The organism is Motiliproteus sp., assembly GCF_965230735.1.
GTDB lineage: Bacteria > Pseudomonadota > Gammaproteobacteria > Pseudomonadales > Balneatricaceae > Motiliproteus.
Genome location: NZ_OZ246016.1, coordinates 1,018,537 through 1,045,074, shown reverse-complemented (window position 1 = coordinate 1,045,074; position 26,538 = coordinate 1,018,537). Strand labels below are relative to the sequence as shown.

The window sequence follows — 26,538 nt, the reverse complement described above, 5'->3', positions numbered from 1 at the left end:
TTTGGACTTGCCCGCTTTGGACATTAGAGTGGACTGGGAGATTTAAATTACGAAAAAAGATCCGCCGCACTAAGACTCTAACGCCCAAACGTCAAGCTGGTGCCACTACCAACCAAGTATCGAGTTAGAGTCACGGTGCAGGATTAAATTCCATAACGTTCGCGATAAGCCAACACCGCTTCTACCTCGGTTGCCCGATCGCCACGCTGCTGCAGATACTCGATCAGGTCGGCAAACGTGATGATACTGACCACCGGCATAGCGAAGTCCTGCTCAACCTCTTGAATGGCCGATAGCTCAGCTTTACCTTTCTCCTGCCGATCCAACGCGATCACGGTGGCCGCCGGCTTGGCTCCAGCCTGGTCGATCAATGCCATGACCTCTCGGATCGCCGTGCCGGCGGTGATCACGTCATCGATGATCAGTACTCGGCCCTGTAGCGGCGCTCCCACCAGATTTCCGCCTTCACCGTGATCCTTAGCTTCTTTGCGGTTAAAGACATAAGGGACATCCTTGCCATGCTCGGTCGCTAGCGCCACGCAGGTAGTTGCAGCCAGCGGAATCCCTTTATAGGCAGGCCCCAACATCACATCGTAATCAATCTTTGCCGTTTCGATTGCTGCGGCGTAATAGCGCCCCAGGCGCGCCAGCGCCTCACCGCTGTCGAACAGCCCCGCATTGAAAAAGTAAGGACTGACACGGCCGGACTTAAGGGTAAATTCGCCAAACTTCAACACACCACGCTCGATGGCAAATTCAATAAATTCTCGCTGGTAATCTTGCATGGCTATCGCAGGCTCCGTAGAAAAGTCGAGGTAAAAAACGGGGGCCATCATACAACGTCCCTCACCGGACTACAGCAACAACCCTCTTAAGGCACGTCATCAAATACCATTCAGCGTAACAAAAAGTTCAGTTTCCCAAACTTTGGCTTTACAATCCGGCCAAAATAATCATTTCCCCAACCTAAGGTAGTTCCATGCGCGTTATCACGCTGAATGTTCAAGGCATCAAGCAAGCCGCCGAGCGTGGCCTTTTCGACTGGATGGTCGAAGAGGATGCCGACGTTTACTGTCTGCAGGACATTCAGAGCAAAGAGTACCAACTGGATGATGCGATCTATCATCCGGAAGGCTATTACCCCTATTTTTTCGATGCCTTCGAAGATGACTACAGCGGCGTGGCGATCTATTGCAAAAAGCCGCCCAAGGCGATCATGACCGGATTGGGGTTCGAGCTGTGCGACTTTCACGGCCGCTTTATTCAGGCCGACTACGATGGTGTCAGTATTGTCTCAATGACAATTCCATCGGGATTGAAGGACGATGCCGCCCAGTCGCAAAAGTTTCATTACATGGAACACTTTCTGAACCACCTGCGAAAGACTCTGCGCAAGCGGCGGCAGTTCGTGTTTTGCGGGACCTGGAACATCGCCCACAAGACATCAGACTTGAGCAACTGGTACGTCAATCAGCAAAACTCGGGGTTCCTGCCGGAAGAGCGCCAATGGCTGGATATGGTCTTCGGTGAACTGGGCTTTATCGACGCGTTTCGGGAGATCAACCACATCGATCACCAGTTTACCTGGTGGCCCCCCTACAATCGGGCTTGGACACTCAACGAAGGTGCACGACTGGACTACCAGGTTACGACGAGTGGCCTGCGCAAGACCATCAACAACGCGCTGATCCACCGCGATGCCCGCTTCAGCGAACACGCCCCCTTGGAAGTTGAATACGAGCTGGACTGCTAAGCGGACCTTAGCAGCCCAGACCACCGGGCAGGCTCAAGCCGTTATTGCTGTGGCACCGATCAGAACAACTCTTCAGAGCTGACCTGGCCGGTGCTGACCCCCTGGCGCACCGCGGCAGCTGTGGGCACATCCTCCTTGCGAAAGACCTCAAAAATTGCATTTTTCTGACCGGGATAGGCCAGCAGGCCGGTTTCCGGATCAATACGCACGCTAACGATACCCTGAGGCGGAATCAGTGGTGCTTCGGGCTCGCCCTGCAGCGCCTGCTCCATATAGTCGATCCATATTGGCAATGCGGCGGTACTGCCGAATTCGCTTCGACCCAATGTCTGCGGCTGGTCAAACCCAACCCAAACCGAGGCTACCAGATTGCGGTTGAAACCGGAGAACCAGGCATCTTTTAGGTCATTGGTGGTACCGGTTTTGCCCGCCAAATCATTACGCCCCAACTTAGCAGCCTTTCTACCGGTTCCTCGCTTGATCACATCCTGCATGATGTTATTAATCAGATAGGCGGTCTGCTCATCAATGATTCTTGGCGCTAACGGCAAGCTGGTCAGCGCCTCACCCCCCTGCAGCGACAAGTCAACAATCTCACTCTCGGATTCCGCCTGTTCCTCGCCTGCCATTACTTCGGGAGCGTAGATACAGCCTTCACAGACGGTCAGAGGTTGCGCTTTGAACAGTTCCTCACCCGCTCGATCCGTGACACGTTCCAACCAGTAAGGCTCGACCTTGTAGCCCCCGTTGGCAAACACGGCATAGCCGGTGGCCAGCTCCAGCGGCGTAACATCGGCACTCCCCAGCGCCAACGACAGGTTATTCGGCAGACGCGCGCCATCAAAACCAAACCGCTGGATATAGTCCAGCGTCGGCTTAACCCCGAGAGTCCTTAAGATTCGGATCGACACCAGATTGCGGGATTTATACAAGGCTTCACGGAATCGGGTCGGGCCAAAGAACTCCTTGCTGTAATTTTCCGGTCGCCAGCTGCTTTCCAGGTTTTTATCCTCGAACACCACCGGCGCGTCATTAATGATCGACGCGGGGGTAAAGCCGCTGGCCAGTGCAGCGGTATAGACAAAGGGCTTGAAGTTAGAACCCGGTTGTCGGGTCCCTTGCACGACCCGATTAAACTTGCTCTGCTGGAAGCTAAACCCACCCACCAGCGCACGAACAGCCCCATCCTTGGTCGACAGAGAGACCAGCGCACTCTGCACCCGTGGAATCTGACGCAGCACCCAGCCATTGTCGGTCATCAGCACCCTGACCAGATCCCCTGCTGCAAGCACCTGGGAGGCATGGGTGGGTGCAGGTCCTCGACTGTTGACGCTCTTAAAGGTACGCGCCCAGCTGATGCCATCCCAATCCAGCTCGACCACTTCACCATTGCGTAATAGCAAGCCGGCGCGCTGCTTCTCCGCTTTCTCATCGGACACAGCCAATACCACCGCCGGCTCCAACGAGGCATAGCTTGGAATCTGGCGTAGCTTGTCGAGATACTGCGGTTTGGTCAGGGAAGCATCCCATTTCTGCTCAGCACCACGATATCCGTGACGCAGTTCGTAAGCCATCAAGCCTTTCACAACGGCCTGATTCGCGGCCTGCTGATCGGTACTGCGAATGGTGGTGTAGGCATTGAAACCGTCGATATAGATCGACTCACCAAAGCGGGATAGCAGATCGCTACGCACCATCTCTGCGATATAGGGCGCATAGAGTTCGATATCGGCGCCATGGTAGGCCGCCGTGATCGGAGCCTGTTGGGCTTCTGTCATTTGGCTCGCATCGATATAACCCAGCTTCTGCATACGGGCCAGGATCCAATTTCGGCGCTCCAGCGCACGCGGCGGATTTGCCAGCGGGTTATAAGCTGAAGGCGCCTTCGGCAGCCCTGCTATCATCGCCAGCTCGGCCAATGTCAGCTGGCCTATATCACGACCGTAATAAACATTAGCCGCGGCCTGAATGCCATAAGCTCGATTTCCCAGGTAAATTTTATTGACGTAAAGCTCAAGAATTTCTTTTTTTGAGAGCTGCTGTTCCATCTGCAGCGATAAAATAATTTCCTTAAACTTTCGGATAAAAGTCCGCTCCAGCGTCAACAGATAATTTCTCGCCACCTGCATAGTAATGGTACTGCCGCCGGTCTTGATTCGACCGGTGCTGGCAAGCTGGAAAGCGGCCCGTGCCAAGCCCTTGAAATCGATCCCGCCATGGTCAAAATAGCGACTATCTTCGGCGGCCAGAATAGCCTGAACAAAGGGCTCCGGAATTTGATCATAGTTAATGGGGACCCGGCGTTTTTCACCAAATTCCGCGATCAACTTATGATCGGCTGAATAAATCCGCAGAGGCGTTTGCAGCTTAATATCATGAAGCTGCTCGACACCCGGCAATTGTGGTTTAAGGTAGTAGTAACCGCCGGCGACAATCAGAGCCCCTAAAAATGTACAAAAAATCCCTACTTTTATAAAAAAGCCGAGCAGAGTTTTGATTTTGATCATGGTAACCTAAAGCTGATCCGTAAATTGGCGATATAGAATAATGTCACTAATAACAAAGTATGCGCATTGGTGATAATTTTTGTACAGTTGAGTACGGCCTCCATCGGGTCGCCAGTTCACTGCATTTAAGGATTAATCGGTGATTAGCCTTTTTAAATCCGGATCCAAATCGTTGCTTGGCGTCGATATCGGTTCCTCATACATCAAGCTGCTAGGCCTGTCCGGTAACGCCGGCAATTATAACGTTGATTGCTATGCTGTCGTCCATCTTCCTGAAGGCGCAGTGATCGACAACAACGTTCAGGAGGTCCCGGTCGTAGCCGAGGCGCTCTTAAAAGGCCTCAAGCTGGCCAACAGCAAAAGTAAGCGAGCAGCCACCTCGGTCCCGACCTCGGTGGTGATCGTCAAACAGCTCGAGTTCAGTCGATCATTCACCGAGGACGAGCTCGAAGAGCAGATCAAGGTGGAAGCCGACCAGTTTATCCCCTACTCGCTCGATGAAGTCGCGATCGACTTCCAGATTCAGGGGGAATCGGACAGTAGTCCGGAGCTGAATGACGTTCTGCTTGTTGCCTGCCGCCAGGACAGCGTACAGTCCCGAGAAGATTCAGTTAACGGCGCTGGCCTGAACTGCGAGATTGTCGATGTCGATACCTACGCGATTGAGCGGGTTTTCCCAGTGCTGGCCGAAACTCATGACCTTCTCGATAAGACGGTGGGACTGGTTGATATCGGCGCCAGCAGCATGACCCTCTACGTGATCGAGAACAATCAGGTGGTTTACTCTCGCGAGCAGGCATTTGGGGGCAATGATCTCACCCATAGTCTGTCGCAGGTTTCCGATCTATCCAGCGACGAAGTGGAGCGGGCCAAGAAAGCCAATGAGCTCCCCGAAGAGCTAACGCTGGGCTATATCGACCCCTTCAAACAGACCACTTCCCAGCAGATATCTCGCTCGATCCAGTTCTATTATTCATCAGGCACGCATGGTGAGATTGAGACACTTTTGCTGATGGGTGGAATCTCCGGCATTCCCGGCATCGCCGACGTAGTTTCCCAAGAACTGGGAATCAATACGGCCATTGCCGACCCGTTCAGCGCCATGACCATTGATTCACGTATCAACCGCCAGAAGTTCGATACCGAAGCGCCCTCGCTGGTATTGGCCTGCGGCCTGGCACTGAGGAGCTTTGCGGAATAATGGCTAACACCCTGATCAACCTCAGATCCTGGCGCGAAGACCGCCGCAAAGAGCGTCAGCAGCGATTTCTGACCAGCTCGGTGCTGGTCGCTATCTTGGCAGCAGCGGCAGTCTGGGGTACCGGATTCTACATTGAACACAACACCAAAAAGCAGCAGTTGCGCAATGACTACCTTCGCCAGGAGATGGCCAAGCTGGACTCCAAGATTGCAGAGATCAAGGAACTGAGAGCCAAGCGCGAGCGACTGTTGGAGCGACTACGAGCGATCCAGGAACTACAGGGTAATCGCCCCGTTATTGTCAGGGTATTCGATGAACTGGTACGTGTACTGCCGGATGAACTCTACTATTCGAATCTGAGCCGACAGGGAGAATCCCTCCACGTACAAGGCCGCGCGCTAAGTAACCGTGATGTCTCAACGCTGATGCGCAACCTTGATCGCTCATCCTGGTTTTCCGAGCCCAACCTAAGCAAAGTGGGCAAGAGTGGAGACCTATACAAAGATTTTGACATGCGTGTTGGCTTGAGCAAACCCAAGCCTGAAGAGGGAGGTTCCTGATGTCAGTTCAGAATGCATTCAGAAACGCCTTTCGTGGCTTTGATGTCAATAACCTTGATTTCAATACCGCCGGCAGCTGGCCCTATGGCGTCAAGGCGATCTGGTTTCTGGTGGTCATCGCCGCGCTAGGTGCAGCCGGTTACCACCTTCATGTCAAAGACTTGCAGTCGAAACTGGAGCAGGAGATCGCTAAAGAGCCGGACCTCAAGCGTCAATACCAGAGCAAAGCCTACCAAGTAGCCAATCTGGAAGCCCTGAAACGCCAGATGGAAGATGTCGAGGAAACCTTTGCCGAGCTGCTTAAGCAGCTGCCGACCGATACCGAGGTACCGGGCCTGTTGGAAGATATCACCGAAATCGGTCAAAACAGCGGTCTGAACTTCGATGTTATCTCGCTGGCGCCGGAGAAGAAGGTCAAGTTCTATATCGAGCTACCGATCAACATCTCGGTCAAAGGGAGCTATCACCAATTGGGCGAGTTTGTCAGCGGTATTGCTGCTTTGCCCCGAATCGTGACTGTTCACGACTTCACGATTAAGCCGATCTCCAATAACGGTGATCTGAGCATGAGCCTTTCTGCCAGGACCTATCGATATGACGATGAAAGCTAATTCCCAGCTCCGCCAGCAGTGGCTACCGCTGGCCTTAGCCGCTGTCGTATTAACAGGCTGTAGCCAGATCAACGACACTGCTGACTTACGACAGTATGTCGCCGAAACCCAGTCGCGGCCGGCGGGGAAAATCGATCCACTTCCGGAGTTTAAGCCTTACGAGAGTTTTCTTTATCGGGCGACCAGCCTCAGGGGGCCGTTCCAGCCCCTGGTCCGGGTCGAGCTGACTGAAGAGGAGAAAGGTGATGGCCCCAAAAACGACCTGAAGCCTGATTTTGACCGCCCAAAGGAGCCCCTTGAGGCCTTCAAATTAGAGAATCTTGTTATGGTCGGCACCATCCATATGCTGGAAAACGGCGAGCTGACTGCGCTGATTAAAGACGGCAACGGTGAAATCCATCGAATAAAAAGTGGCAACTATGTCGGGCGAAATTATGGCGAAATCCTGACAGTCAATGAGACCCAGATCGATATTATGGAAATCGTTCCAAACGGCCGGGATGGCTGGATGAAGCGTCCCCGTAATCTGGTTTTAGCAGAACAGTAGAAATAGGCGTAAATGGATATGGCGAATTTGCTCTCATCAACCACATGGCAGCAGGCCCGACAGCGACTGGCTCTTTCAAGCCGTAAATGGCTAGGGTTCGCAGCTTGCCTGCTACTGTCTCAAACCGCCCTGGCCGAAGTACAGATCATTGACTCCGCTTTCGTGACATTACCGGGCAACAAACTCGAGCTACGACTTGATTTCGATGCAGCTCCACCGCTGCCCCGCTCCTACAAAATTGAGCAACCGGCGCGAGTCGTTTTAGACCTGCACGGTGCCAGCAATGGACTAAGCAGCAAAAGCATCGACATCAAAACGGGGTTGGTCGACACCCTGCATCTAGCCGAGGTCAAAGACCGGGTCCGCGTCATCGCAAACCTGTACGAATCGGTTGAATACGACACCTATATTGAAGGAAACAGTCTGTTTGTCGTCTTCGGAGCCGGAGCCGGTGATGCAGTTGCCGCAGCCCAACCTATGCAGGCAAAAGGATCCAGCAAATCGGACACCAGCAACCTGGCCCGCCCTCTTCGTACCCAGGTTTCTTCGATCGATTTTCGTCGAGTGGATGGCAACATTGGTCGTGTATTTATCAACATGACCGACAACAAAGCCGGTGTTGATATTATCGAAGAGGGTAACAATGTCGTCGTCAACCTGATTGGCGCGCAGCTACCGGCAGCCTTAGAAGAGCGCGTTGATGTCCAAGATTTCTCGACGCCGGTCACCTTTGTCGATGCTATGGCGGACGGTAATAACAGCAGCATTCTGATCAAGCCTTCGGCGTTGCCGTACGACTACCTGGCCTATCAATCTGATAACCAACTGATCGTTGACTTCAAACCGGTCACCGACACCGAGGCCGAAGAGCGTCAGCGCGAACGTTTCCCCTACACGGGTGAAAAGCTGAGTTTAAACTTCCAGGATATCGATATTCGTTCGGTGCTGCAGATTATCGCCGACGTCACCGATATGAATCTGGTGGTCAGCGATACCGTCAGCGGAAACATCACCTTGCGACTCAAGAACGTCCCTTGGGACCAGGCACTGGAACTGGTATTAAAGACCAAGAGCCTGGACAAGCGCATCACCGGCAACGTGATGATGATCGCGCCTGCGGCCGAAATTGCCGAACGCGAACGCTTCGAGATTGAAACCAATAAACAGGTTCGCGAACTGAAAGAACCGCAGACCGAGTTCATCCAAGTTAATTACGCCAAAGCCAGCGATATTGTCTCGCTGCTAGGCACCGAGCAGGGTTTACTGTCCGAGCGAGGTTCGGTCCAAGCCGATCCTCGTACCAACACCCTGATCGTACGTGATATCGATACCAGTATCGCCAAGATCCGCAAAGCCCTGAAGAAGCTCGACATCCCGGTTCGCCAGGTAATGATCGAAGCCCGTCTGGTGACCGTCCGAGCCGACCTCAGCAAAGAGCTGGGCGTTAAGTGGGGCTTCGGCCACGTCAAGGACGGCGGGACTCGAATCGCGCTGGGCGCCACGGCTCCAGGCAACACAGCCCAGGCTGGCGGTAGCGGTTCGCTCACCGTACCCTCCAGCTTGAATGTGGATCTTGGCGCCACCAGCATTGGCGCATCCAGATTCGCTATCGGTGTCGGCTCCAACACCACTCTGCTGCAGATGGAACTGTCTGCACTTGAAACCGACGGTAGCGCCGAGATCATCTCGCAGCCGAAAGTAATTACCGCCAATGGTATGCCAGCTCGGATTCAGTCCGGTGATGAGATTCCATTCCAGACTGTCGAAGACGGCGAAGTCAACGTTGAGTTCAAAGAGGTGGTTCTGGCACTGGATGTTACTCCGCAGATCACTCCGGACAACCGCCTGATTCTCGACCTTAAGATCAATCAGGATTCGGTCGGTGAAGAGCTGCCCAACGGTGAGGTAGGCATCGTAACTAACGAACTCGAGACCCAGGTACTGGTCAATAATGGCGAAACCGTTGTACTCGGTGGCGTATTCCAGAAAGAACAGACCCAGAGCATCTCCAAAGTACCGCTTCTAGGTGATCTGCCGGTGTTGGGTAAACTGTTCACTCGGACCAACAACAGCAATCAGAAGAGCGAACTGCTGGTCTTTATCACCCCGAAAATCATCAGCGAGAGCCTCAGCAATCGCTGAGGCTTAAGCACCTTTCATACTAGGATCGTTGTTTGAACCTGTTTCTTATTGGACCGATGGGCGCTGGAAAAAGCACCATCGGTCGCCTTTTGGCTCAAGAGCTGCAACTGGAGTTTGTCGATTCCGACAAAGAGATTGAGACTCGCGCAGGAGCCGATATTCCCTGGATATTTGATGTTGAGGGCGAAGCAGGGTTTCGTAAGCGCGAGACCAGTATCATCGACGAGCTTAGTCAACAGCACAACGTGGTCCTGGCCACCGGTGGAGGCGCAATTCTAAGCGCTGACAACCGTCGCTTTTTGCAATCCCGTGGTACCGTTGTCTATCTGCACGCCTCCTTGGAGCAACAAATTGAACGAACCTCCAAGGACCGCAACCGACCTTTGCTTCAAACCGAAGACCCCGCTAAAGTATTGTCCGATCTGATGCAGGTTCGCGACCCGCTGTACCGGGACTGTTGTGATCTGCTCATCCAGACCGACGGCCGACGGCCAAAGTCGGTAGCGCGAGAGATAATCCGCCAGCTGGAACAACTCGATATACTTCGCTAACGCCAGCGAACCAGGACCACAACACGGGACCCCAACATGACCCTCCGGCTTGATGTTGCCCTCGACGAGCGCAGCTATCCGATCTACATCGGCGCCGGGTTGCTCGATCAACCCGAACTCTGGACAACCCATATTCGCAGCTCGCAAGTCTGCATCGTCACCAACGAAACCATTGCACCCATCTATCTGGAGCGGGTTCAGAAGTCTCTGGCCGACAAACAGCTCGCCACGGTGGTTCTACCCGATGGCGAATGTCACAAGAATCTCGATACCCTTAATCAGATCTTCGATGGTTTGCTACAAGCCAAGCACAACCGCACCACCACACTGATCGCCCTCGGCGGCGGCGTGGTCGGCGACATGACCGGCTTTGCTGCCGCCTGTTATCAGCGAGGGGTAGACTTCATCCAGATTCCCACCACACTTCTGTCTCAGGTCGACTCGTCGGTCGGCGGCAAGACCGGGGTCAACCACCCGCTGGGTAAAAACATGATCGGGGCCTTCCATCAACCCCGTTGCGTTCTGATTGACACCGACAGCCTGAACACCCTACCTGACAACGAGCTGGCCGCCGGGCTGGCCGAAGTGATCAAGTATGGATTAATTCTGGATCTGGAGTTCCTTGGCTGGCTTGAGCAAAACCTCAACGCCTTGCAGCAACGCGAACCCAAGGCCCTGGCCGAGGCCATCTACCGCTGCTGTCAGATCAAGGCGGAAGTTGTTGCCGAAGACGAAAAAGAAGCCGGCAAGCGTGCCTTGCTGAATCTTGGGCACACTTTTGGTCATGCGATCGAATCCCACAGCGGTTACGGAAACTGGCTCCACGGTGAAGCCGTTGCGGCCGGTACCATCATGGCGGCAGACCTGTCGGAACGTCTCGGCTGGATCAGCAATGCAGATGTCGAGCGGGTCAAACAGATCTTCAGCCGCGCCCGACTACCGCTACTCCCCCCTAAAGAGATGCAGCCGGACGATTTCATGTCACTGATGGCCGTGGACAAAAAAGTCCTAGACGGGCAGCTCCGACTGGTTTTGCTGCGCCAGCTGGGTGACGCCATCGTCACTGCCGATTTCAGTCCGGCCTCGCTGCAAAGTACGCTAAATGCGTTGACCAGCCATTGAGCGGATCAGCATGGTAGAACCTAGCTCTCGCCCTGACAGCATCGAGCCTTTCCTCAGTGAAGAAGTTCCGACGCTCAGCAGCCGCACCGGAACGGGCCAGGTCTATCTACCGCCCAGCCAGTTGCAACTGCTCGAACAGCTAGAGCACCTGAGTCGCTACAGCCATTTCATTCAAATCGTGACCGGCGTTAGCGGCAGCGGCAAGAGTACTTTGCTGCAACAGTTCTACCAGGTTGCCGATGACAGCGCTGTGCATAGCTGCCTGATCAAGCTAAGCCAACCAACCAGCGCAGCAACCCTACTGGATCAGATACATCAGCAGTTGAATCTGGATTCTGATGGCAATCGACAGCATCAACTTCAGGCGCTACTCCAGCATTGTCAGCTGCTGCAGCAACTCTCCAAACAGCTGTTGATCGTGATCGACGACGCCGAAGCCCTGCAAGCCGACGCACTTGAGCTACTGTTCAACCAGTTGGCTGCGCTGGATGAAGAGCAACGACCACATCTGGTCCTATTCGCCACACCCGAGCTGCGTGAGCAGCTTGCCAATCCGGCACTGCGCGGTGCGGTGGAAAGCAGCTGCCATTTTTTTGAGCTGGAGCCTCTCGAACCCAACGAGCTCAACGCCCTGCTCGAACATAGCTACAGCGCCGTAGCGACAAGGCTGAATGATAAAACCCGAGCCCAGCTGCTCAAAGACTCTCTTGGACTTCCCGGCCGAATACCACGAGTGATCGAAACGATCATGAGTGGCGAGTCATCGGAAGTGAGCTCATCCGGCACCGAGACAACCCCTGAAGCCGCGCCCAAGCAGCGAGGAGCCCGATGGCCCTGGGTCGCACTGACACTGCTGACACTGGTTGCTGTGGGCGGATGGCTGCTATGGCCACAACTACAACAATTCAATCGATTCGATCCGGATGCCGAGCGTATCCGGGTTGAAATTCCGGTCAGTCCCAAACCGATTGATGAAGCCCCTGCTGAGGCTACTCCTCCAAAACCCCAGGGGAATGATTTCGAGCAGCGCCTGGCTCAGGCCCGAGCCGCCTTAGAAGCCGAACAACAGCAGCTGACCCAGGCACAGCCCGAGCAGCCCGACGCTGCCCCCGCCGAAGTAGCGGCATCCCAGCAGCTGGAACTGGCCCCCATCAAGCCCGCTGCTGAAACACAACCGCAGGAAAGTGGCTCAGAGGCTGAAAGCCAACCCGATACAGCAAGCCAGCCCGAACAGCTGACAGAAGCAGCATCGCAGGCCGAAGCGACCACCGGGGCCGGCACAAACACTTTGGTGCTGCAGCTTCCACCGGTTACCGATCAAGCGAGCGCCCAATCCGCTGACTCGACAGCGACAACAGACACCGGCAAAACGGCTCAAATCGAATCGGTCAGCCAAACCGCCAAGGTCTATTTCGGCGACGGCAACGAGCTGCTGGAATGGAACCGATCGGGCTATACCCTACAGATGCTCGGTGCCCGCCAGGAGAAGAGTGTTGGCCGCTTCGTCGCCTCAATGCCGGAACAGGAGAAGCTGAAACGTTTCTATACGTTCTATAAACAAAAGCCTTGGTATGTCGTCGTTTATGGCCGCTACCCCAACCGCGCAGCCGCCATGGCCGCAATCGGCGACCTGCCTCCGGCACTACGCGCCAGAAGGCCATGGGCCCGAAGTATCGCCGGTGTGCAGGATGATATTCGGAAAGGCGAAAATTAAGGGTAAATTTTCTGCCTTTGACAACATCTAAAAGGAAAATTCACTTCGCACCTGCACCACCGATTTGTCCTCATCCCGTTTCGCGGGTAAAATGCCTCTCCTTTTGTGCGTAATAAACGCACACCTCACCTGGTTACCTATTCCAAAAAGAACTTCCAGGCGTTTGTTTGTAAAGACTTTTTCTGTTGAGGTCTGTGTATGATGACAGGACTGTATCGCCCGGGCGAATTCAAGGACAACTGCGGCTTCGGCCTGATGGCTCACGTCGAAGGCGACAGCAGCCACGAGCTGCTGCTCAAAGCGATCGAATCGCTGACTTGTATGACCCACCGCGGAGGAATCGCGGCCGACGGCAAAACCGGCGACGGCTGTGGCTTGCTGCTACAGATGCCCGATAGCTTTATGCGCACCATCGCGCAGGAGCAATTTAACACCGAGCTGGGCGAGCGTTACGGCGTCGGCATGATTTTCCTGTCCCGCGACGAGGCCAAAGCCGAAACCGCGCGCAACGAACTGAGCCAACAGATTGCGGTTCAGGGACTGGAACTGGTCGGCTGGCGCACCGTCCCCACCGATCCCTCTTCCTGCGGCCCGATCGCCCTGGAGACCCTTGGCCAGATCGAGCAGGTATTCGTAAAAGATGGCGGCAAGAGCGCCGAAGAATTGGCCGTCAGCCTATTCGTCGCCCGCCGCAAGGCCGAGATCGCGCTGGCAGAAGACGAAGACTTCTACGTCTGCAGCCTGTCCAGCACCGTGCTGTCCTATAAAGGCCTGGTGATGCCGGCCGATTTGACCAGCTTCTATCAGGACCTGGCCGATGAGCGGATGGCGACCGCGATCTGTGTATTCCACCAACGTTTCTCCACCAATACCGCACCCCGTTGGCCGCTGGCTCAGCCATTCCGGATTCTGGCGCACAACGGTGAAATCAACACCATCGAAGGCAATCGCAGCTGGGCCAACGCCCGGGCCAGCAAGTTCGAGACCGAGCTGCTGCCAAACCTGCAAGAGCTGATGCCGATCGTCAACACCACCGGCTCCGACTCCTCCAGCCTCGACAACATGGTCGAACTGCTGCTGACCGGCGGCATGGATCTGTATAAAGCCGTTCGTCTGGTGGTTCCGCCGGCCTGGCAGAACGTCGAGATGATCGACCCCGATCTGCGCGCCTTCTACGAATACAACTCCATGCACATGGAGCCCTGGGACGGCCCGGCCGGCCTGGTCATGACCGACGGCCACACCGCCGTCTGTATGCTCGACCGTAACGGTCTGCGTCCGTCACGCTGGGTTCTGACCAAAGACGGCATCATGTGTACCGCCTCCGAGATCGGCACCTACGACTACAAACCCGAAGACGTAGTCGCCAAGGGCCGGGTTGGCCCGGGCCAGATGCTGGCGATCGATACCCGTACCGGCGAAGTGCTGCACACCGACGATATCGACCAGAAGCTGAAGAGCGAACACCCCTACAAGAAGTGGCTGCGCGACAGCTCCTTCCGTCTGCAGTCGACCCTGGACGATCGCGACCTGGAGTTCCAGGAATTCACCCCGGAACAGCTCAAGACCCACCAGAAGATGTACCAGGTCAGCTTCGAAGAGCGCGATCAGGTCATCCGCCCGCTGGCGGAAACCTCCCAGGAAGCAGTTGGTTCGATGGGCGACGACACCCCGATGGCGGTGCTGTCCCACAAGACCCGCTCGCTGTACGACTACTTCCGCCAGCAGTTTGCTCAGGTCACCAACCCGCCGATCGACCCGCTGCGCGAAGCGATCGTGATGTCGCTGGAAACCTGCCTGGGTGCCGAGCGTAACGTGTTCGATGACTCCGAACAGCACGCCCAACGGATCATCCTGGCCTCGCCGGTACTGTCGCCACGTAAGTACCACAAGCTGTTCTACAACGAGATCGAAGGCTTCGAAACCCACTACTTGGGACTCAACTACGAGCCACAAGTGGGATTGAAGGCCGCGATCGAAGCGCTGTGCGAAAGTGCCGAAGCGGCGGTTCGCGACGGCAAGACCATGCTGATCCTGTCGGACCGTAATCTGAATGAAGGCATGCTGCCGATCCACGCCCTGATGGCGACTGGCGCGGTCGATAGCCATCTGCGCGAAATCGGCCTGCGTTGTAGCTGTAACCTGATCGTCGATACCGGTACCGCCCGCGATTCGCACCAGATCGCCGTGCTGCTCGGCTGTGGCGCCAGCGCCGTCTACCCGTACCTGGCGTACCGGGTGATCAACGACATGATCGCCCGCGGCGAGATCATCGGTGATGAGATCGGCTGTCACACCAACTATCGCAAGGGCATCAACAAAGGCCTGCTGAAGATCCTGTCAAAGATGGGTATCTCCACCATCGCCTCCTACCGTGCCGCCAAGCTGTTTGAGGCCGTTGGCCTGAGTTCCGAAGTGGTCGATACCTGCTTCCCGGAGCTGACCAGCCGCATCGAAGGCGCCAACTTCGTCGACTTCCAGCGTGATCAGGAACTGCTGGCCGCCGACGCCTGGAAGATGCGCAAGCCGATCGACCAAGGTGGCCTGCTGAAATTTGTCCACGGCAAGGAGTATCACGCCTTCAACCCAGACGTGGTTCGCAACATCCAACAGGCGGTCAAGCACAATGATGAAGGCGCTTATCGCGAGTTCGCCGCACTGGTCAACGAGCGCCCGGTTGCCACCATCCGTGACCTGTTCAAGCTCAAGGACGTCACCCCGATTGCGCTGGACGAGGTCGAGCCGGTCGAGTCGCTGTACAAGCGCTTCGACACCGCGGCGATGTCCCTCGGTGCCCTGTCACCGGAAGCTCATGAAGCTCTGGCGATGGCGATGAACGACCTCGGTGGTCGCTCAAACTCCGGTGAGGGCGGCGAAGACCCGGCCCGCTACGGCACCAACCGCCGCTCCAAGATCAAGCAGATCGCCTCCGGCCGCTTCGGTGTCACACCGCATTATCTGGTCAACGCCGAAGTGTTGCAGATCAAGGTTGCCCAGGGTGCCAAGCCCGGTGAAGGTGGTCAGCTGCCGGGCGGCAAGGTCAACAAACTGATCGCATCGCTGCGCTACTCGGTGCCGGGCGTGACCCTGATTTCACCGCCGCCGCATCACGATATCTACTCGATCGAAGACCTGGCCCAGCTGATCTTCGACCTCAAGCAGGTCAACCCGGATGCCCTGGTCTCGGTCAAGCTGGTCTCGCGCCCCGGCGTCGGCACCATCGCAGCCGGCGTCGCCAAGGCTTACGCCGACCTGATCACCATCTCCGGCTATGACGGTGGTACTGCGGCCAGTCCGCTGACTTCGATCCGTCATGCCGGCTCACCCTGGGAGATCGGCCTGTCCGAAACCCACCAGGCTCTGATGATCAACAACCTGCGCGACAAGGTTCGGGTCCAGACCGACGGTGGTCTGAAGACCGGCCTGGATGTGGTCAAGGCCGCCATCCTCGGGGCCGAGAGCTACGGCTTCGGCACCCTGCCGATGGTCGCGCTAGGCTGTAAGTTCCTGCGTATCTGTCACCTGAACAACTGCGCCACCGGTGTTGCGACCCAGCACGATTACCTGCGCTCCAAGCACTTCATCGGCACCGTGGACATGGTCAAGAACCTGTTCCGCTTTATCGCCGAAGAGACCCGCGAGTGGATGGCCAAGCTGGGCGTTCGCAGCCTGGAAGAGCTGGTCGGCCGCACCGACCTGCTGGAGATCCTGCCGGGTATGACCGAGCGTCAGCAGCGTCTGGATCTGACTCCGATCCTGCGCAACGACTTCGTCGACGGCAGCAAGCCGCAGACCTGTCAGCAGTCCCAGAACAACCCGTACGACACCGCTGAGTTGAACCAGCAGATTCTGGAAGCAACCCGCGATGCGATCGCCAACAAGCTGGGCGGTGAATTCGAATTCAGTATCACCAACTGCGACCGCTCCGTCGGTGCCCGGATCTCCGGTGAGATCGCCAAGCATCACGGCAATCTCGGCATGGAAGACACCCCGGTAACGGTCAAGCTCAAGGGTGTGGCAGGGCAGAGCTTCGGCGTCTGGAATGCCGGTGGCTTGGTGCTGGATCTGGAAGGTGACGCCAACGACTACGTCGGTAAAGGCATGGCCGGCGGCAAGATCGTCATCCGTCCGCCCGAGGGCAGCCAGTTCGAGACCCAGAAGACCTCGATCATCGGTAACACCTGTCTGTACGGGGCTACCGGGGGTCGCCTGTACGCGGCCGGCTGTGCCGGTGAACGCTTCGGGGTACGGAACTCCGGCGCCCAAGCCGTTATCGAAGGCGCCGGTGACCACTGCTGCGAATACATGACCGGCGGTCAGATCACCGTACTGGGTAACACCGGGGTCAACTTCGGTGCCGGTATGACCGGTGGTTTTGCCTATGTGCTGGATATGGATCGCACCTTCGTGGACAAGTACAACCACGAGCTGGTCGAGATCCACCGCATCAGCAATTACCACATGGAGGAGTACCGCAACCACCTCCAGAACGTGATAGCCGACTACGTCAATGAGACCCAGAGCGCCTGGGGCCAGCAGCTGTTAGAGAACTTCGATGATTACATCAACAAGTTCTGGCTGGTGAAGCCCAAGGCCGCCAGCCTTGGCGAGCTGCTCGACAACATGCGTCAACGTCCGGAGTAATTCGACGACGCATTCGGTTATCAAGAGATTCCGGCCCCGAGCACTAGCAAGGGGCCGTAAGATGAGGACGAGGTGTTATGAGTCAACGTCTGCACAACGACTTTCAATTTGTTGAACTCAAGCGCGAAGAACCGCAGAAGGTTGCCGCGGCAACCCGTAAGGTAGAGTTCAACGAGATCTATCACAGCTTTGAACCCGAGCAGGCTTCGAATCAGGCTCACCGCTGCCTGGCCTGTGGCAACCCCTACTGCGAGTGGAAGTGCCCGGTTCACAACTACATTCCGAACTGGCTCAAGCTGGTTTCCGAAGGCAATATCATTGAAGCCGCCGAGCTGTCCCACCAGACCAACTCGCTACCGGAAGTCTGCGGTCGGGTCTGCCCGCAGGATCGCCTCTGCGAAGGCGCCTGTACCCTGCAGCAGGGTAACTTCGGTGCCGTCACCATCGGTGCGGTGGAGAAGTACATCACCGACACCGCCCTGTCGATGGGCTGGAAGCCGGACATGTCCCAGGTGGTACCGACCGATAAGAAGGTTGCCATCATCGGTGCCGGACCGGCCGGTCTGGCCTGCGCCGATATCCTGGCCCGTAACGGCGTCAGTGCGGTGGTCTACGACCGCCACCCGGAGATCGGCGGCCTGCTGACCTTCGGCATACCTGAATTCAAGCTCGAGAAGAGCGTTATCACCCGCCGTCGTGAAATCCTCGAAGGCATGGGGATCGAGTTCCGCCTCAATACCGAGATCGGCAAGGACATCGCGTTCGACAGCCTGCTGGAAGAGTACGACTCCGTGTTCCTCGGCATGGGGACCTACACCTACATGAAGGGTGGCTTCCCCGGCGAAGACCTCGACGGCGTCCACGATGCGCTGCCGTTCCTGATCTCCAACGTCAACAACTGTCTCGGCTACGAGCAGGACGAAAACGGCTTCGTTGACATGCGCGGCAAGCGTGTTGTGGTCTTGGGTGGTGGTGACACCGCGATGGACTGTAACCGTACCTCGATCCGTCAGGGCGCCAAAGCGGTCTACTGTGCTTACCGTCGTGACGAGGCCAACATGCCCGGTTCACGCAAAGAGGTGGTCAACTCCAAAGAGGAAGGGGTGCAATTCCTGTTCAACCGCCAGCCGGTCGAAGTGGTCGGTGAAAACGGCAAGGTCACCGGCGTCAAACTGGTCACCACCGCGTTGGGCGAACCCGATGCCAACGGCCGTCGTCGTCCCGAAGTGGTCGAGGGCAGCGAAGAGGTGATCCCGGCCGATGCAGTTCTGGTCGCATTTGGTTTCCGTCCCAGCCCGGCACCCTGGTTCGAGCAGTTCGATATCCGTCTCGATGACGGGGGTCGCGTACTGGCTCCGGAATCCGGTGATTTCGCCTTCCAGACCAGCAACCCGAAAGTGTTCGCCGGTGGTGATATGGTACGCGGTTCCGACCTGGTTGTTACCGCCATCGCCGAGGGCCGTAAGGCCGCCGAAGGCATTTTGGACTACCTCGAGGTCTGATCCTCAGACCAAACAGCTCCATTGAGGGGGCAGTTTGAGATAAATCAGATTAAAGGCACGGCGATCCGTGCCTTTTTTTTGCCCAACGCCTTATACTAGGCGGCATTCTGTAATACCGAGTTGAGAACCCCATGTCAGAACTGAAGAATGATCGCTTTCTGCGCGCGCTGCTGCGCCAGCCCGTTGATGTAACCCCGGTCTGGATGATGCGCCAGGCTGGCCGTTATCTGCCGGAATACCGTGCCACTCGTTCCACCGCCGGTGATTTCATGAGCCTGTGCAAAAATGCCGAGTTCGCCTGTGAAGTGACAATCCAGCCGCTGGAGCGTTACCCGCTGGATGCGGCCATTCTTTTCTCCGACATTCTGACCATCCCCGATGCGATGGGCTTGGGCCTGTACTTCGAGACCGGCGAAGGTCCGAAATTCAAGAAGATCACCCGCACCGAAGAAGATGTGGCTGCACTGCCAATTCCGGATGTGACCACCGATCTGGACTACGTCATGAACGCGGTCTCCACCATCCGCCGCGAACTCAACGGCCGGGTACCGCTGATCGGCTTCTCCGGCAGCCCCTGGACGCTGGCCACCTACATGGTCGAAGGCGGCTCATCGAAAGACTTCCGCCATGTTAAGCGGATGATGTTCGAGACGCCGGAAGTGATGCATGAGCTGCTGCGCAAGCTGGCTGTCACCGTGACCGCCTACCTCAACGAGCAGATCCGCTCCGGTGCCCAAGCGGTACAGATCTTCGATACCTGGGGTGGCGTACTCAGCACCAGCTGCTACAACGAGTTCTCACTCAAATACATGAAGCAGATCGTTGACGGTCTGATCCGTGAGCACGACGGTCGCAAAGTGCCGGTAATCCTGTTCACCAAGAACGGCGGTCAGTGGCTGGAAAGCATCGCCAACACCGGTACCGATGCCGTGGGTCTGGACTGGACCACCGATATCGACGTTGCCCGCAGCCGTGTCGGCTCGCAGGTGGCGATCCAGGGCAACATGGATCCCAGCGTTCTTTACGCCGGCAAAGATCGAATTCGCGCCGAAGTCGAAGACATCCTGTCGCGCTTCGGTCACAACCCGGGCCACGTATTCAACCTGGGTCACGGCATCCACCAGTTCGTCGACCCGGCCCACGCCGGCTACTTTGTCGAAGCCGTTCACGAGCTAAGCGCCAAATACCACAGCTAACGGCCTCGCTCCGCCAGGGCGTCGTTGAAAAGCGGGCTCAGAATGCGCATTTACTCCCAGTAAACTGTGCTTCTTCACCGCTTTTCGCCTAACCCTGACGAATCGATTCTCGCTAGCAGATACCCACAAAAAAACCCGCAAAAGCGGGTTTTTTCGTTTCCTGCGGTGTGAAAGCTTAGCTCTGCAGCGCAGCCCTCTGAATCTCGACGATCTCTTTGATGCCCTTGGAGGCTAGAGCCAGCATGGCGTTGAGTTCGTCCTGGGTAAAGGTCTCGCCTTCCGCAGTGCCTTGCACTTCAACGAAACCGCCGGTCTCAGTCATGATCACATTCATGTCGGTCTCGGCCTTGGAGTCTTCGGCATAATCCAGATCCAGCACCGGCTGACCCTTGTAGATGCCCACCGATACGGCACCGAGCATGCCTTTGAACGGGTTGCCTTTCATCGCGCCGTTCTTGTCCTTCTTGAGGAAATCGATCGCGTCTTTAAGTGCCACACAGGCACCGGTGATCGATGCGGTACGGGTCCCGCCATCGGCCTGGATCACATCGCAGTCGATGGTGATAGTGTTCTCACCCAGCTTATCCAGATCCATTACTGCCCGCAGCGAGCGACCGATCAGACGCTGAATCTCTACAGTACGACCACCCTGCTTACCGCGCGCGGCTTCACGCCCCATCCGAGAGCCGGTAGAACGCGGCAGCATGCCGTATTCGGCGGTTACCCAGCCCGAACCACTACCACGCAGAAAACGCGGCACACCACGCTCGACAGACGCAGTACAGAGCACCTTGGTATCTCCGAATTCCACCAGCACCGAGCCCTCGGCATGTTTGGTGTAGTTGCGGGTGATACGGACCTCGCGTAGCTGGTCATGCTCACGACCGCTGGGGCGCATCGCGTCCACACCAAGATTCTTCAGTTGATCGGAGAGAGATGTACTCATCGGGAAACCTTACACAGATAACAAAAACAGTAGCTGCCGCCATTCAATCCCGATCATCAGGATTCGGGCTAGTCCCCGCCGCAGGCAGGTTGCTAAAATGGCAGCCAATTATGGATTGCCAAGTTTAATCGAGAACCCGCACTATGACACGCAGTATGACCGCTTTTGCGCGCCGCCAGAGCGAACAAGAATGGGGCACCCTGATCTGGGAGATCCGCTCCGTCAACCATCGCTACCTGGAACCTCACCTGCGCCTGCCGGAAAGCTTCCGCGAAATCGAAGGCCCTTTACGCGAACGCCTGCGCAAGCGACTGCAGCGCGGCAAGGTCGAATGCACCCTGCGCTTTCAGGCCGCCGAGGCGGGCGAACAGCAACTCAACCTCAACACCGAGGTTGCCCATCAGGTGCGCGACGCCGCTCAGCAGCTCAGCGACCTGCTGGCCAATCCGTCACCGATCAACCCGCTCGAACTGCTGCGTTGGCCCGGCGTCCTGCAACAAAACGAGCTGGATATGAAAGCGATCCAGAAACAGGCCCTGAGCCAGTTTGATGACGCGATTCAAGAGCTGATCGACAACCGCCTGCGTGAAGGCGCTGAACTGGCCCAGCTGATCAACCAGCGCCTGGACGGTATCGACGAGGTGGTCCGCCAAGTACGCGAGAAGCTGCCGGAGATCCTCGAGAAGCAGCGTCAGAACATCCTGACCCGTCTCGAAGACGCCCGGGTCGAGCTGGACCCCAACCGGGTCGAGCAGGAGATCGTGATGCTGGCCCAGAAAGCCGACGTCGATGAAGAGCTGGATCGCCTCGACACCCACACCGGTGAGGTTCGCCGCGTGCTGAAGCAAAAAGAAGCGATCGGCCGCCGCCTCGACTTCCTAATGCAGGAGCTCAACCGCGAAGCCAACACCCTCTCCTCCAAATCAATCGTCGCCGAAACCACCCAGTGCGCGGTGGAGCTGAAGGTGCTGATCGAGCAGATGCGCGAGCAGATCCAGAATATCGAGTAACCAGCCCCTTCTCTCCACACTTATGGATAGCAACACATCAACCCAACTCCGATGATTGCTATCCATCCTCAACCCCCTCTATCGACTTCGTCCCTGGTTTCATCGGTCTTTTTAGACTTAGGCGTTCTATCCTTATGGGAATTTTCGTGGTTTCATGGCCACAATCCTGTAGCCGTAAAGATTTACCTGACTCTGAAGTGAAGAGGGATGATATGGGACGCTTTTTCCGAGCAATGTTGTTTGGTGCCGGTTTCTTCCTGCTCAGTCAGGTAGCCGTTGCAGCACCTTTCAAAGTTCTGGTGGTGATGAGCTACGAAGAACAAAACCCCTGGTGCGAGGAGATCAAGCAGGGGATCGATACGGTACTCGCCCCCTCCTCAGAGATCAGTTACTTCTACATGGACACCAAGGTGGCTCCTGAAGGTGGGCCGGCAAAAGCCAAACAGGCGCTTGCTGCCTATCAAGCGCTGCAGCCGGATGGGGTAATTACCGTCGATGACAACGCCCAATCGATGCTGGTCGTTCCATCGCTGAAGGACAAGGTACCCACCCCCATCATGTTTGCCGGAGTAAACGCTGCGGCAAGTAAGTACGGCTACCCCAATCAACATATCTCTGGCATCCTCGAGCGGGCACATGTGCGGGAATCTCTGGCCTTCGCCAAGCAGCTGTTCCCATCAATCGATCGAGCCTGCCTGGTCACCAACGACGTGCCTTCCGGCCGGGCGCTGCAACAACAGGTTGAAGCGGATCGTACCAAGTATCCGGTCCCTGCCCGCCAGTTTTTCCTGACCAAAAGCACTGCTGAGCTGGATGAACTCGGTGAAACTCTACGTCAATCCTGTGATGCCCTATTTGTTGACAGCTTGGAGGGGATCAAAGATGCCGCTCAGCAGTCGATGAGTAACCAACAGGTACTGAGCTACCTTAAAACCCTCTTCCCTGGCCCTATCCTTGGCGGTAACCGCTACACCGTCGAGCAAGGTGCCTGGGCAGCCGTGGTGAAAACCGGGCAGGAACAAGGGGAAACCGCCGCCGAGATGCTGTTGCAGGCGATGCAGGGTACCCCAGTGGAGCAGATCCCAGTGACCACCAACAACAAGGGCGAGCGGATCGTCAACGTCAGCGCTCTGAAGGCCAACAACGTACCGCTCAAGCCGCTGGTGCTGCGTGGCGCCACCCTGGTTCGCGAGCAGCCTTGATCCTGATGCGCTGATGACCAAGCTGTTCGCAAGCATTGCCAGGAAGCTGGTCTGGCTGGCCGGCCTGAATGCTACCGCCTTTGTGGTCATTGCGCTGATCGTCAGCCTGGCGTTTGTGCGAGTGGAGGATCTGTCGACCCGTATCGTCGGCGGCGGTACGGAACGGGTCATCAACAACGCGCTGCTCGGAAGGCAGATCTCGTTGCTGTTTGCCGAAATCGATATCCTCAGCCGCCAGTGCAGCCAGAAATCCTATCAACCCAGCCAGGCGGAGCAACTAACCCAAGAGCTACAAGCAACCCTTCAACGAGTGCCAAATCCGGCGCTGAATCAGACCATCGCGACGTTTGAGCGCCAAACCCGGAATCTATTCCAGCAGTGCCTGCAGCTGAACCAGCGGGTGAAGCAGCTTCGCCGCCTGGGCAACACCACCGAGTACCGGCTTGATACCCTGGAACAGGCGATCGGTCAGAATCTGGTTGACCAGACCCTGGCAGGCAAGTCCACTAACCACCTTGATCAACAGATGACCCTGGTGGCGGGGCTTCGCGAGACCCTGCTGTTGATTGGCCGGGAGTCCGCCGAACAGCTTGCCTTTGCCAAATACAACGACAGTTCGACCCTCGGTGCCGTTGGCCGGGTCGATGATATGTCACTGCGACTCCAGACCTTGATTGCCGCCACCCCGGAGGTAGCCGAAGCCAGCAGGCTTCTGGATCTGGAGCTGGCCAATTACCGCAGTGCGGTGTTGCGTTATCGCAAAGCGATTATCGGCTTGGAAGCCGCCCTTGAATCATCGCTGACGGTCAAGAAAGCGGTACTCGGTCACTTGCAGCAACTCGACAAGGCAGCCCACTCCGAGGCCGAGACGATCAAAGCCGACCTGAGCCGAATTCTGCGCACCGCCAATGCCCAGGTTCTGGCCCTCGGGGTCGCTATTGCGCTGCTTTCTCTATTACTAATCAACCGGATCAATCGCCACAGCATCAGGAAGCCGATGGCCGAGACACTGCGTCTGATCAAGTCGATCAAACAAAACGGCACCCCCTCCACTCCAGCCGGCCGCGAAGATGAATGGGGCGAGATTCAGGAATCGCTGACCGGGATGGCGCAGGCACTGAAACAATCCCAAACCGAAGTGTTACAGGCCCGTGATCGGCTTGAGATGGCTTTGGCCGGGGCTAACGACGGCCTCTGGGACTGGAATCTGGAAACGGACGAGGTGTATTACTCGCCGCGTTGGAAATCCATGCTGGGTTACGATCCGGATGAACTCGCAGACAGGCTCAAAACCTGGGCCAAGCTCGTCGACCCGGCGCAGAAAGATCAGGTCCTGAAGCATGTCAGTCAGTATCTGGAGGGCGAGACCCCGACCTTTGCGATTGAATTTCGCATGCGCCACAAACAGGGCCACTGGGTTGATATCCTCTCCCGCGCCCAGATCGCGGTTGATGCCAACGGCAACCCATGTTCGCCACGTCGACTGGTTGGAACCCACAGCGACATCACCGATCGCAAGCTTGCCGAACGAGAACTGAAGCGAAGCGAAGGGGAAAAGCGCTCCCTGATCGACGCCCTGCCCGATATCGTCATGCGCTTTGCCCGCGACGGCTCTCACCTGTTCGTCTCCGAGAATGTTCGTAATGTGACCCCCTTTCAAGCCGAAGAGTTTATCGGCAAGACCCACCAACAGCTGGGTTTTCCGGAGCATCTGTGTCAGCTATGGGAATCGGCCATCGACAAAACCTTCCGGACCGCCTGTACCCAAGAGCTGGAGTTCTCCCTCGAAGGACCCTCCGGTCCGACTGTGTTTAATATGAAATTGACCCCGGATATCGATGAGGACAATCAGGTCCGGTCTGTGTTGACCGTTGCGCGCGATATCACCCAGCTGAAACAACACCAGAAGCGTTTGGAGCAGATCGCCCATTTCGATGTTCTAACCGGGCTACCCAACCGGGTCCTACTGGCCGATCGTCTGCTTCAATCGATGTCCCAGTGTCAGCGCCGGGGGATGAAACTGGCCGTGGTCTATATCGATCTGGACGGTTTCAAGGCGGTCAACGACCAATACGGCCACCATATCGGTGACCACCTGCTCAGCGTCGTAGCGAGACGGATGAGCCAAGCGCTGCGCGATGAAGACACTCTGGCACGACTCGGCGGAGATGAATTTGTCGCGGTGCTAATCGACCTGCAGGACGGGGAGACCGCAGAGCCGATCCTGCACCGGCTTCTGGAAGCCGCCGCACGCGAGGTCGAGCACGAGGGTGCTTCCCTGTCGGTATCCGCCAGCATGGGGGTCACCTTTTATCCCCAGTTCGAGGAGATCGATGCCGACCAGCTGCTGCGCCAAGCCGATCAGGCCATGTATCAAGCCAAACTCTCCGGCAGAAGCCAATACCACCTGTTCGACATGGCGCACGACCAGGCGGTGCGGGGCCACCTGGAAACCATCGAGCGCATTCGAACCGCGTTAACGGCCGAGGAGCTGTGTCTGTATTACCAACCCAAGGTGAACATGGAAAGCGGTCAGGTGATCGGGATGGAAGCCCTGATCCGCTGGCAACACCCAACGGAAGGCCTGCTGTCACCGGCCAGTTTCCTGCCGCTGATCGAAGAAGACCCGCTGAATATCGATGTCGGTGACTGGGTTCTCAAGCGCGCAATGGAACAGAGCGCGATCTGGCATGCCAAAGGACTCGCCCTGACCGTCAGCGTCAACGTCAGCGCCATGCAGATCCAGCAAAGCGACTTCGTCGAGAAGCTGGCAACCCTGCTGCAAGCCTATCCAACCCTACCGGCCAGGCTGCTCGAGCTGGAAATTCTCGAAACCAGCACCCTCAACGATCTCAGTCAGACCTCCCGAGTGATTCGCCAGTGCCGTGCACTGGGGGTCAAGGTCGCCATCGATGATTTCGGCACCGGCTACTCCTCACTGACCTACCTGAAGCAGCTGCCCGCCGATACGGTCAAGATCGATCAGAGCTTTGTCCGGGAGCTGCGTGCCGACTCGGATAACCTGGCCATCATTGAAGGCATCATGGGACTGGCCAAAGCGTTCCAGCGCGAGGTGATCGCCGAGGGGGTCGAGACCACCGAGCAGGGGCATTTGCTGCTGGCATTGGGCTGTCGGCAAGCACAGGGGTATGCCATTGCCCGGCCGATGCCCGCCGGGGAGGTCAGCGACTGGATCAATCAATGGCGCTCACCGCCCTCCTGGCTGGCCCACGCCTTAAGCGCGCCGCCTACCGACTGATCCAGTTCTCACCAAAGCGCTAAAACCTATGCCGGGTGATTACAGGAAGCCTCCGGACGGGGCGCCAGCCA

General features: G+C 56.8%; 18 protein-coding genes. 15 read left to right on the top strand and 3 right to left on the bottom strand.

From position 1 onward, the window contains the following. Window positions 1-143 precede the first annotated feature (143 nt). Window positions 144-785, bottom strand: a complete 642-nt coding sequence (gene pyrE, locus ACO05M_RS04920; protein WP_421868512.1) for an orotate phosphoribosyltransferase — start codon at window positions 783-785, stop codon at window positions 144-146. Window positions 786-979: 194 nt separating this feature from the next. On the opposite strand from pyrE, the gene ACO05M_RS04915 reads away from it, so the two are divergent. After that, complete coding sequence (locus ACO05M_RS04915) at window positions 980-1,753, top strand: exodeoxyribonuclease III (protein WP_421868510.1); 774 nt, start codon at window positions 980-982, stop codon at window positions 1,751-1,753. A gap of 59 nt (window positions 1,754-1,812) precedes the next feature. Here ACO05M_RS04915 and ACO05M_RS04910 read toward each other — a convergent pair whose 3' ends face one another. Continuing rightward, entirely contained in the window at window positions 1,813-4,080 is a 2,268-nt protein-coding gene (locus tag ACO05M_RS04910) for a penicillin-binding protein 1A (RefSeq protein WP_421868508.1), read from the bottom strand. A 319-nt stretch (window positions 4,081-4,399) separates the two neighbouring features. Here ACO05M_RS04910 and pilM point away from each other — a divergent pair, with 319 nt between their 5' ends. The 11 genes from pilM to hemE all read left to right on the top strand — a co-directional run bounded on the left by pilM (window position 4,400) and on the right by hemE (window position 20,050). Further along, entirely contained in the window at window positions 4,400-5,461 is a 1,062-nt protein-coding gene (gene pilM / locus ACO05M_RS04905) for a type IV pilus assembly protein PilM (protein WP_421868506.1), read from the top strand. Then, window positions 5,461-6,021, top strand: a complete 561-nt coding sequence (locus ACO05M_RS04900) for a PilN domain-containing protein (RefSeq protein ID WP_421868504.1) — start codon at window positions 5,461-5,463, stop codon at window positions 6,019-6,021. The genes pilM and ACO05M_RS04900 overlap by 1 nt, the downstream gene beginning before the upstream one ends. Then, window positions 6,021-6,632, top strand: coding sequence for a type 4a pilus biogenesis protein PilO (locus ACO05M_RS04895; protein WP_421868502.1), 612 nt, complete (start codon window positions 6,021-6,023; stop codon window positions 6,630-6,632). The genes ACO05M_RS04900 and ACO05M_RS04895 overlap by 1 nt, the downstream gene beginning before the upstream one ends. Beyond that, the gene (locus tag ACO05M_RS04890; RefSeq protein WP_421868500.1) at window positions 6,616-7,179 is read left to right on the top strand and encodes a pilus assembly protein PilP; all 564 of its coding nucleotides are present in this window, start codon (window positions 6,616-6,618) and stop codon (window positions 7,177-7,179) included. The genes ACO05M_RS04895 and ACO05M_RS04890 overlap by 17 nt, the downstream gene beginning before the upstream one ends. Before the next feature lie 18 nt (window positions 7,180-7,197). Continuing rightward, complete coding sequence (pilQ, locus tag ACO05M_RS04885) at window positions 7,198-9,321, top strand: type IV pilus secretin PilQ (protein WP_421868498.1); 2,124 nt, start codon at window positions 7,198-7,200, stop codon at window positions 9,319-9,321. Window positions 9,322-9,353: 32 nt separating this feature from the next. Continuing rightward, window positions 9,354-9,872: a shikimate kinase AroK gene (aroK, locus tag ACO05M_RS04880; protein ID WP_421868496.1), complete on the top strand. Its 519-nt coding sequence runs from the start codon at window positions 9,354-9,356 to the stop codon at window positions 9,870-9,872. Between the two features lie 36 nt (window positions 9,873-9,908). Beyond that, window positions 9,909-10,994: a 3-dehydroquinate synthase gene (gene aroB, locus ACO05M_RS04875; RefSeq protein WP_421868494.1), complete on the top strand. Its 1,086-nt coding sequence runs from the start codon at window positions 9,909-9,911 to the stop codon at window positions 10,992-10,994. A 10-nt stretch (window positions 10,995-11,004) separates the two neighbouring features. Further along, on the top strand, window positions 11,005-12,708 hold the full coding sequence (locus ACO05M_RS04870; RefSeq protein WP_421868492.1) for an AAA family ATPase: 1,704 nt from the start codon (window positions 11,005-11,007) through the stop codon (window positions 12,706-12,708). A gap of 198 nt (window positions 12,709-12,906) precedes the next feature. Next, window positions 12,907-17,352 (top strand): glutamate synthase large subunit, encoded by a 4,446-nt coding sequence (gltB, locus tag ACO05M_RS04865; protein WP_421868490.1) that lies wholly within the window; start codon window positions 12,907-12,909, stop codon window positions 17,350-17,352. A 77-nt stretch (window positions 17,353-17,429) separates the two neighbouring features. After that, a complete protein-coding gene (locus ACO05M_RS04860; protein ID WP_421868488.1) occupies window positions 17,430-18,854 on the top strand; it encodes an FAD-dependent oxidoreductase in 1,425 nt (474 codons plus the stop codon). A 131-nt stretch (window positions 18,855-18,985) separates the two neighbouring features. Continuing rightward, complete coding sequence (gene hemE / locus ACO05M_RS04855) at window positions 18,986-20,050, top strand: uroporphyrinogen decarboxylase (RefSeq protein ID WP_421868486.1); 1,065 nt, start codon at window positions 18,986-18,988, stop codon at window positions 20,048-20,050. A 175-nt stretch (window positions 20,051-20,225) separates the two neighbouring features. On the opposite strand, the gene rph is transcribed toward hemE, so the two are convergent. Continuing rightward, on the bottom strand, window positions 20,226-20,948 hold the full coding sequence (gene rph, locus ACO05M_RS04850) for a ribonuclease PH (protein WP_421870663.1): 723 nt from the start codon (window positions 20,946-20,948) through the stop codon (window positions 20,226-20,228). Between the two features lie 191 nt (window positions 20,949-21,139). On the opposite strand from rph, the gene ACO05M_RS04845 reads away from it, so the two are divergent. From ACO05M_RS04845 to ACO05M_RS04835, 3 genes are all read left to right on the top strand, one after another. Then, the gene (locus tag ACO05M_RS04845; RefSeq protein WP_421868485.1) at window positions 21,140-22,006 is read left to right on the top strand and encodes a YicC/YloC family endoribonuclease; all 867 of its coding nucleotides are present in this window, start codon (window positions 21,140-21,142) and stop codon (window positions 22,004-22,006) included. A gap of 212 nt (window positions 22,007-22,218) precedes the next feature. Beyond that, the gene (locus ACO05M_RS04840) at window positions 22,219-23,208 is read left to right on the top strand and encodes an ABC transporter substrate-binding protein (protein WP_421868483.1); all 990 of its coding nucleotides are present in this window, start codon (window positions 22,219-22,221) and stop codon (window positions 23,206-23,208) included. A 13-nt stretch (window positions 23,209-23,221) separates the two neighbouring features. Beyond that, the gene (locus ACO05M_RS04835) at window positions 23,222-26,467 is read left to right on the top strand and encodes an EAL domain-containing protein (protein WP_421868481.1); all 3,246 of its coding nucleotides are present in this window, start codon (window positions 23,222-23,224) and stop codon (window positions 26,465-26,467) included. Window positions 26,468-26,538: the final 71 nt, after the last annotated feature.

Excerpts from the sequence above, each read along its gene's own strand:
- ACO05M_RS04840 (WP_421868483.1), top strand. The coding sequence starts at position 22,219 with ATGGGACGCTTTTTCCGAGCAATGTTGTTTGGTGCCGGTTTCTTCCTG.
- ACO05M_RS04890 (WP_421868500.1), top strand. The coding sequence starts at position 6,616 with ATGACGATGAAAGCTAATTCCCAGCTCCGCCAGCAGTGGCTACCGCTG.
- ACO05M_RS04835 (WP_421868481.1), top strand. The coding sequence starts at position 23,222 with ATGACCAAGCTGTTCGCAAGCATTGCCAGGAAGCTGGTCTGGCTGGCC.
- ACO05M_RS04900 (WP_421868504.1), top strand. The coding sequence starts at position 5,461 with ATGGCTAACACCCTGATCAACCTCAGATCCTGGCGCGAAGACCGCCGC.
- rph (WP_421870663.1), bottom strand. The coding sequence starts at position 20,948 with ATGCGCCCCAGCGGTCGTGAGCATGACCAGCTACGCGAGGTCCGTATC.
- hemE (WP_421868486.1), top strand. The coding sequence starts at position 18,986 with ATGTCAGAACTGAAGAATGATCGCTTTCTGCGCGCGCTGCTGCGCCAG.
- pyrE (WP_421868512.1), bottom strand. The coding sequence starts at position 785 with ATGCAAGATTACCAGCGAGAATTTATTGAATTTGCCATCGAGCGTGGT.
- ACO05M_RS04895 (WP_421868502.1), top strand. The coding sequence starts at position 6,021 with ATGTCAGTTCAGAATGCATTCAGAAACGCCTTTCGTGGCTTTGATGTC.
- ACO05M_RS04915 (WP_421868510.1), top strand. The coding sequence starts at position 980 with ATGCGCGTTATCACGCTGAATGTTCAAGGCATCAAGCAAGCCGCCGAG.
- ACO05M_RS04870 (WP_421868492.1), top strand. The coding sequence starts at position 11,005 with ATGGTAGAACCTAGCTCTCGCCCTGACAGCATCGAGCCTTTCCTCAGT.
- aroB (WP_421868494.1), top strand. The coding sequence starts at position 9,909 with ATGACCCTCCGGCTTGATGTTGCCCTCGACGAGCGCAGCTATCCGATC.
- gltB (WP_421868490.1), top strand. The coding sequence starts at position 12,907 with ATGATGACAGGACTGTATCGCCCGGGCGAATTCAAGGACAACTGCGGC.
- ACO05M_RS04860 (WP_421868488.1), top strand. The coding sequence starts at position 17,430 with ATGAGTCAACGTCTGCACAACGACTTTCAATTTGTTGAACTCAAGCGC.
- ACO05M_RS04845 (WP_421868485.1), top strand. The coding sequence starts at position 21,140 with ATGACACGCAGTATGACCGCTTTTGCGCGCCGCCAGAGCGAACAAGAA.
- pilQ (WP_421868498.1), top strand. The coding sequence starts at position 7,198 with ATGGCGAATTTGCTCTCATCAACCACATGGCAGCAGGCCCGACAGCGA.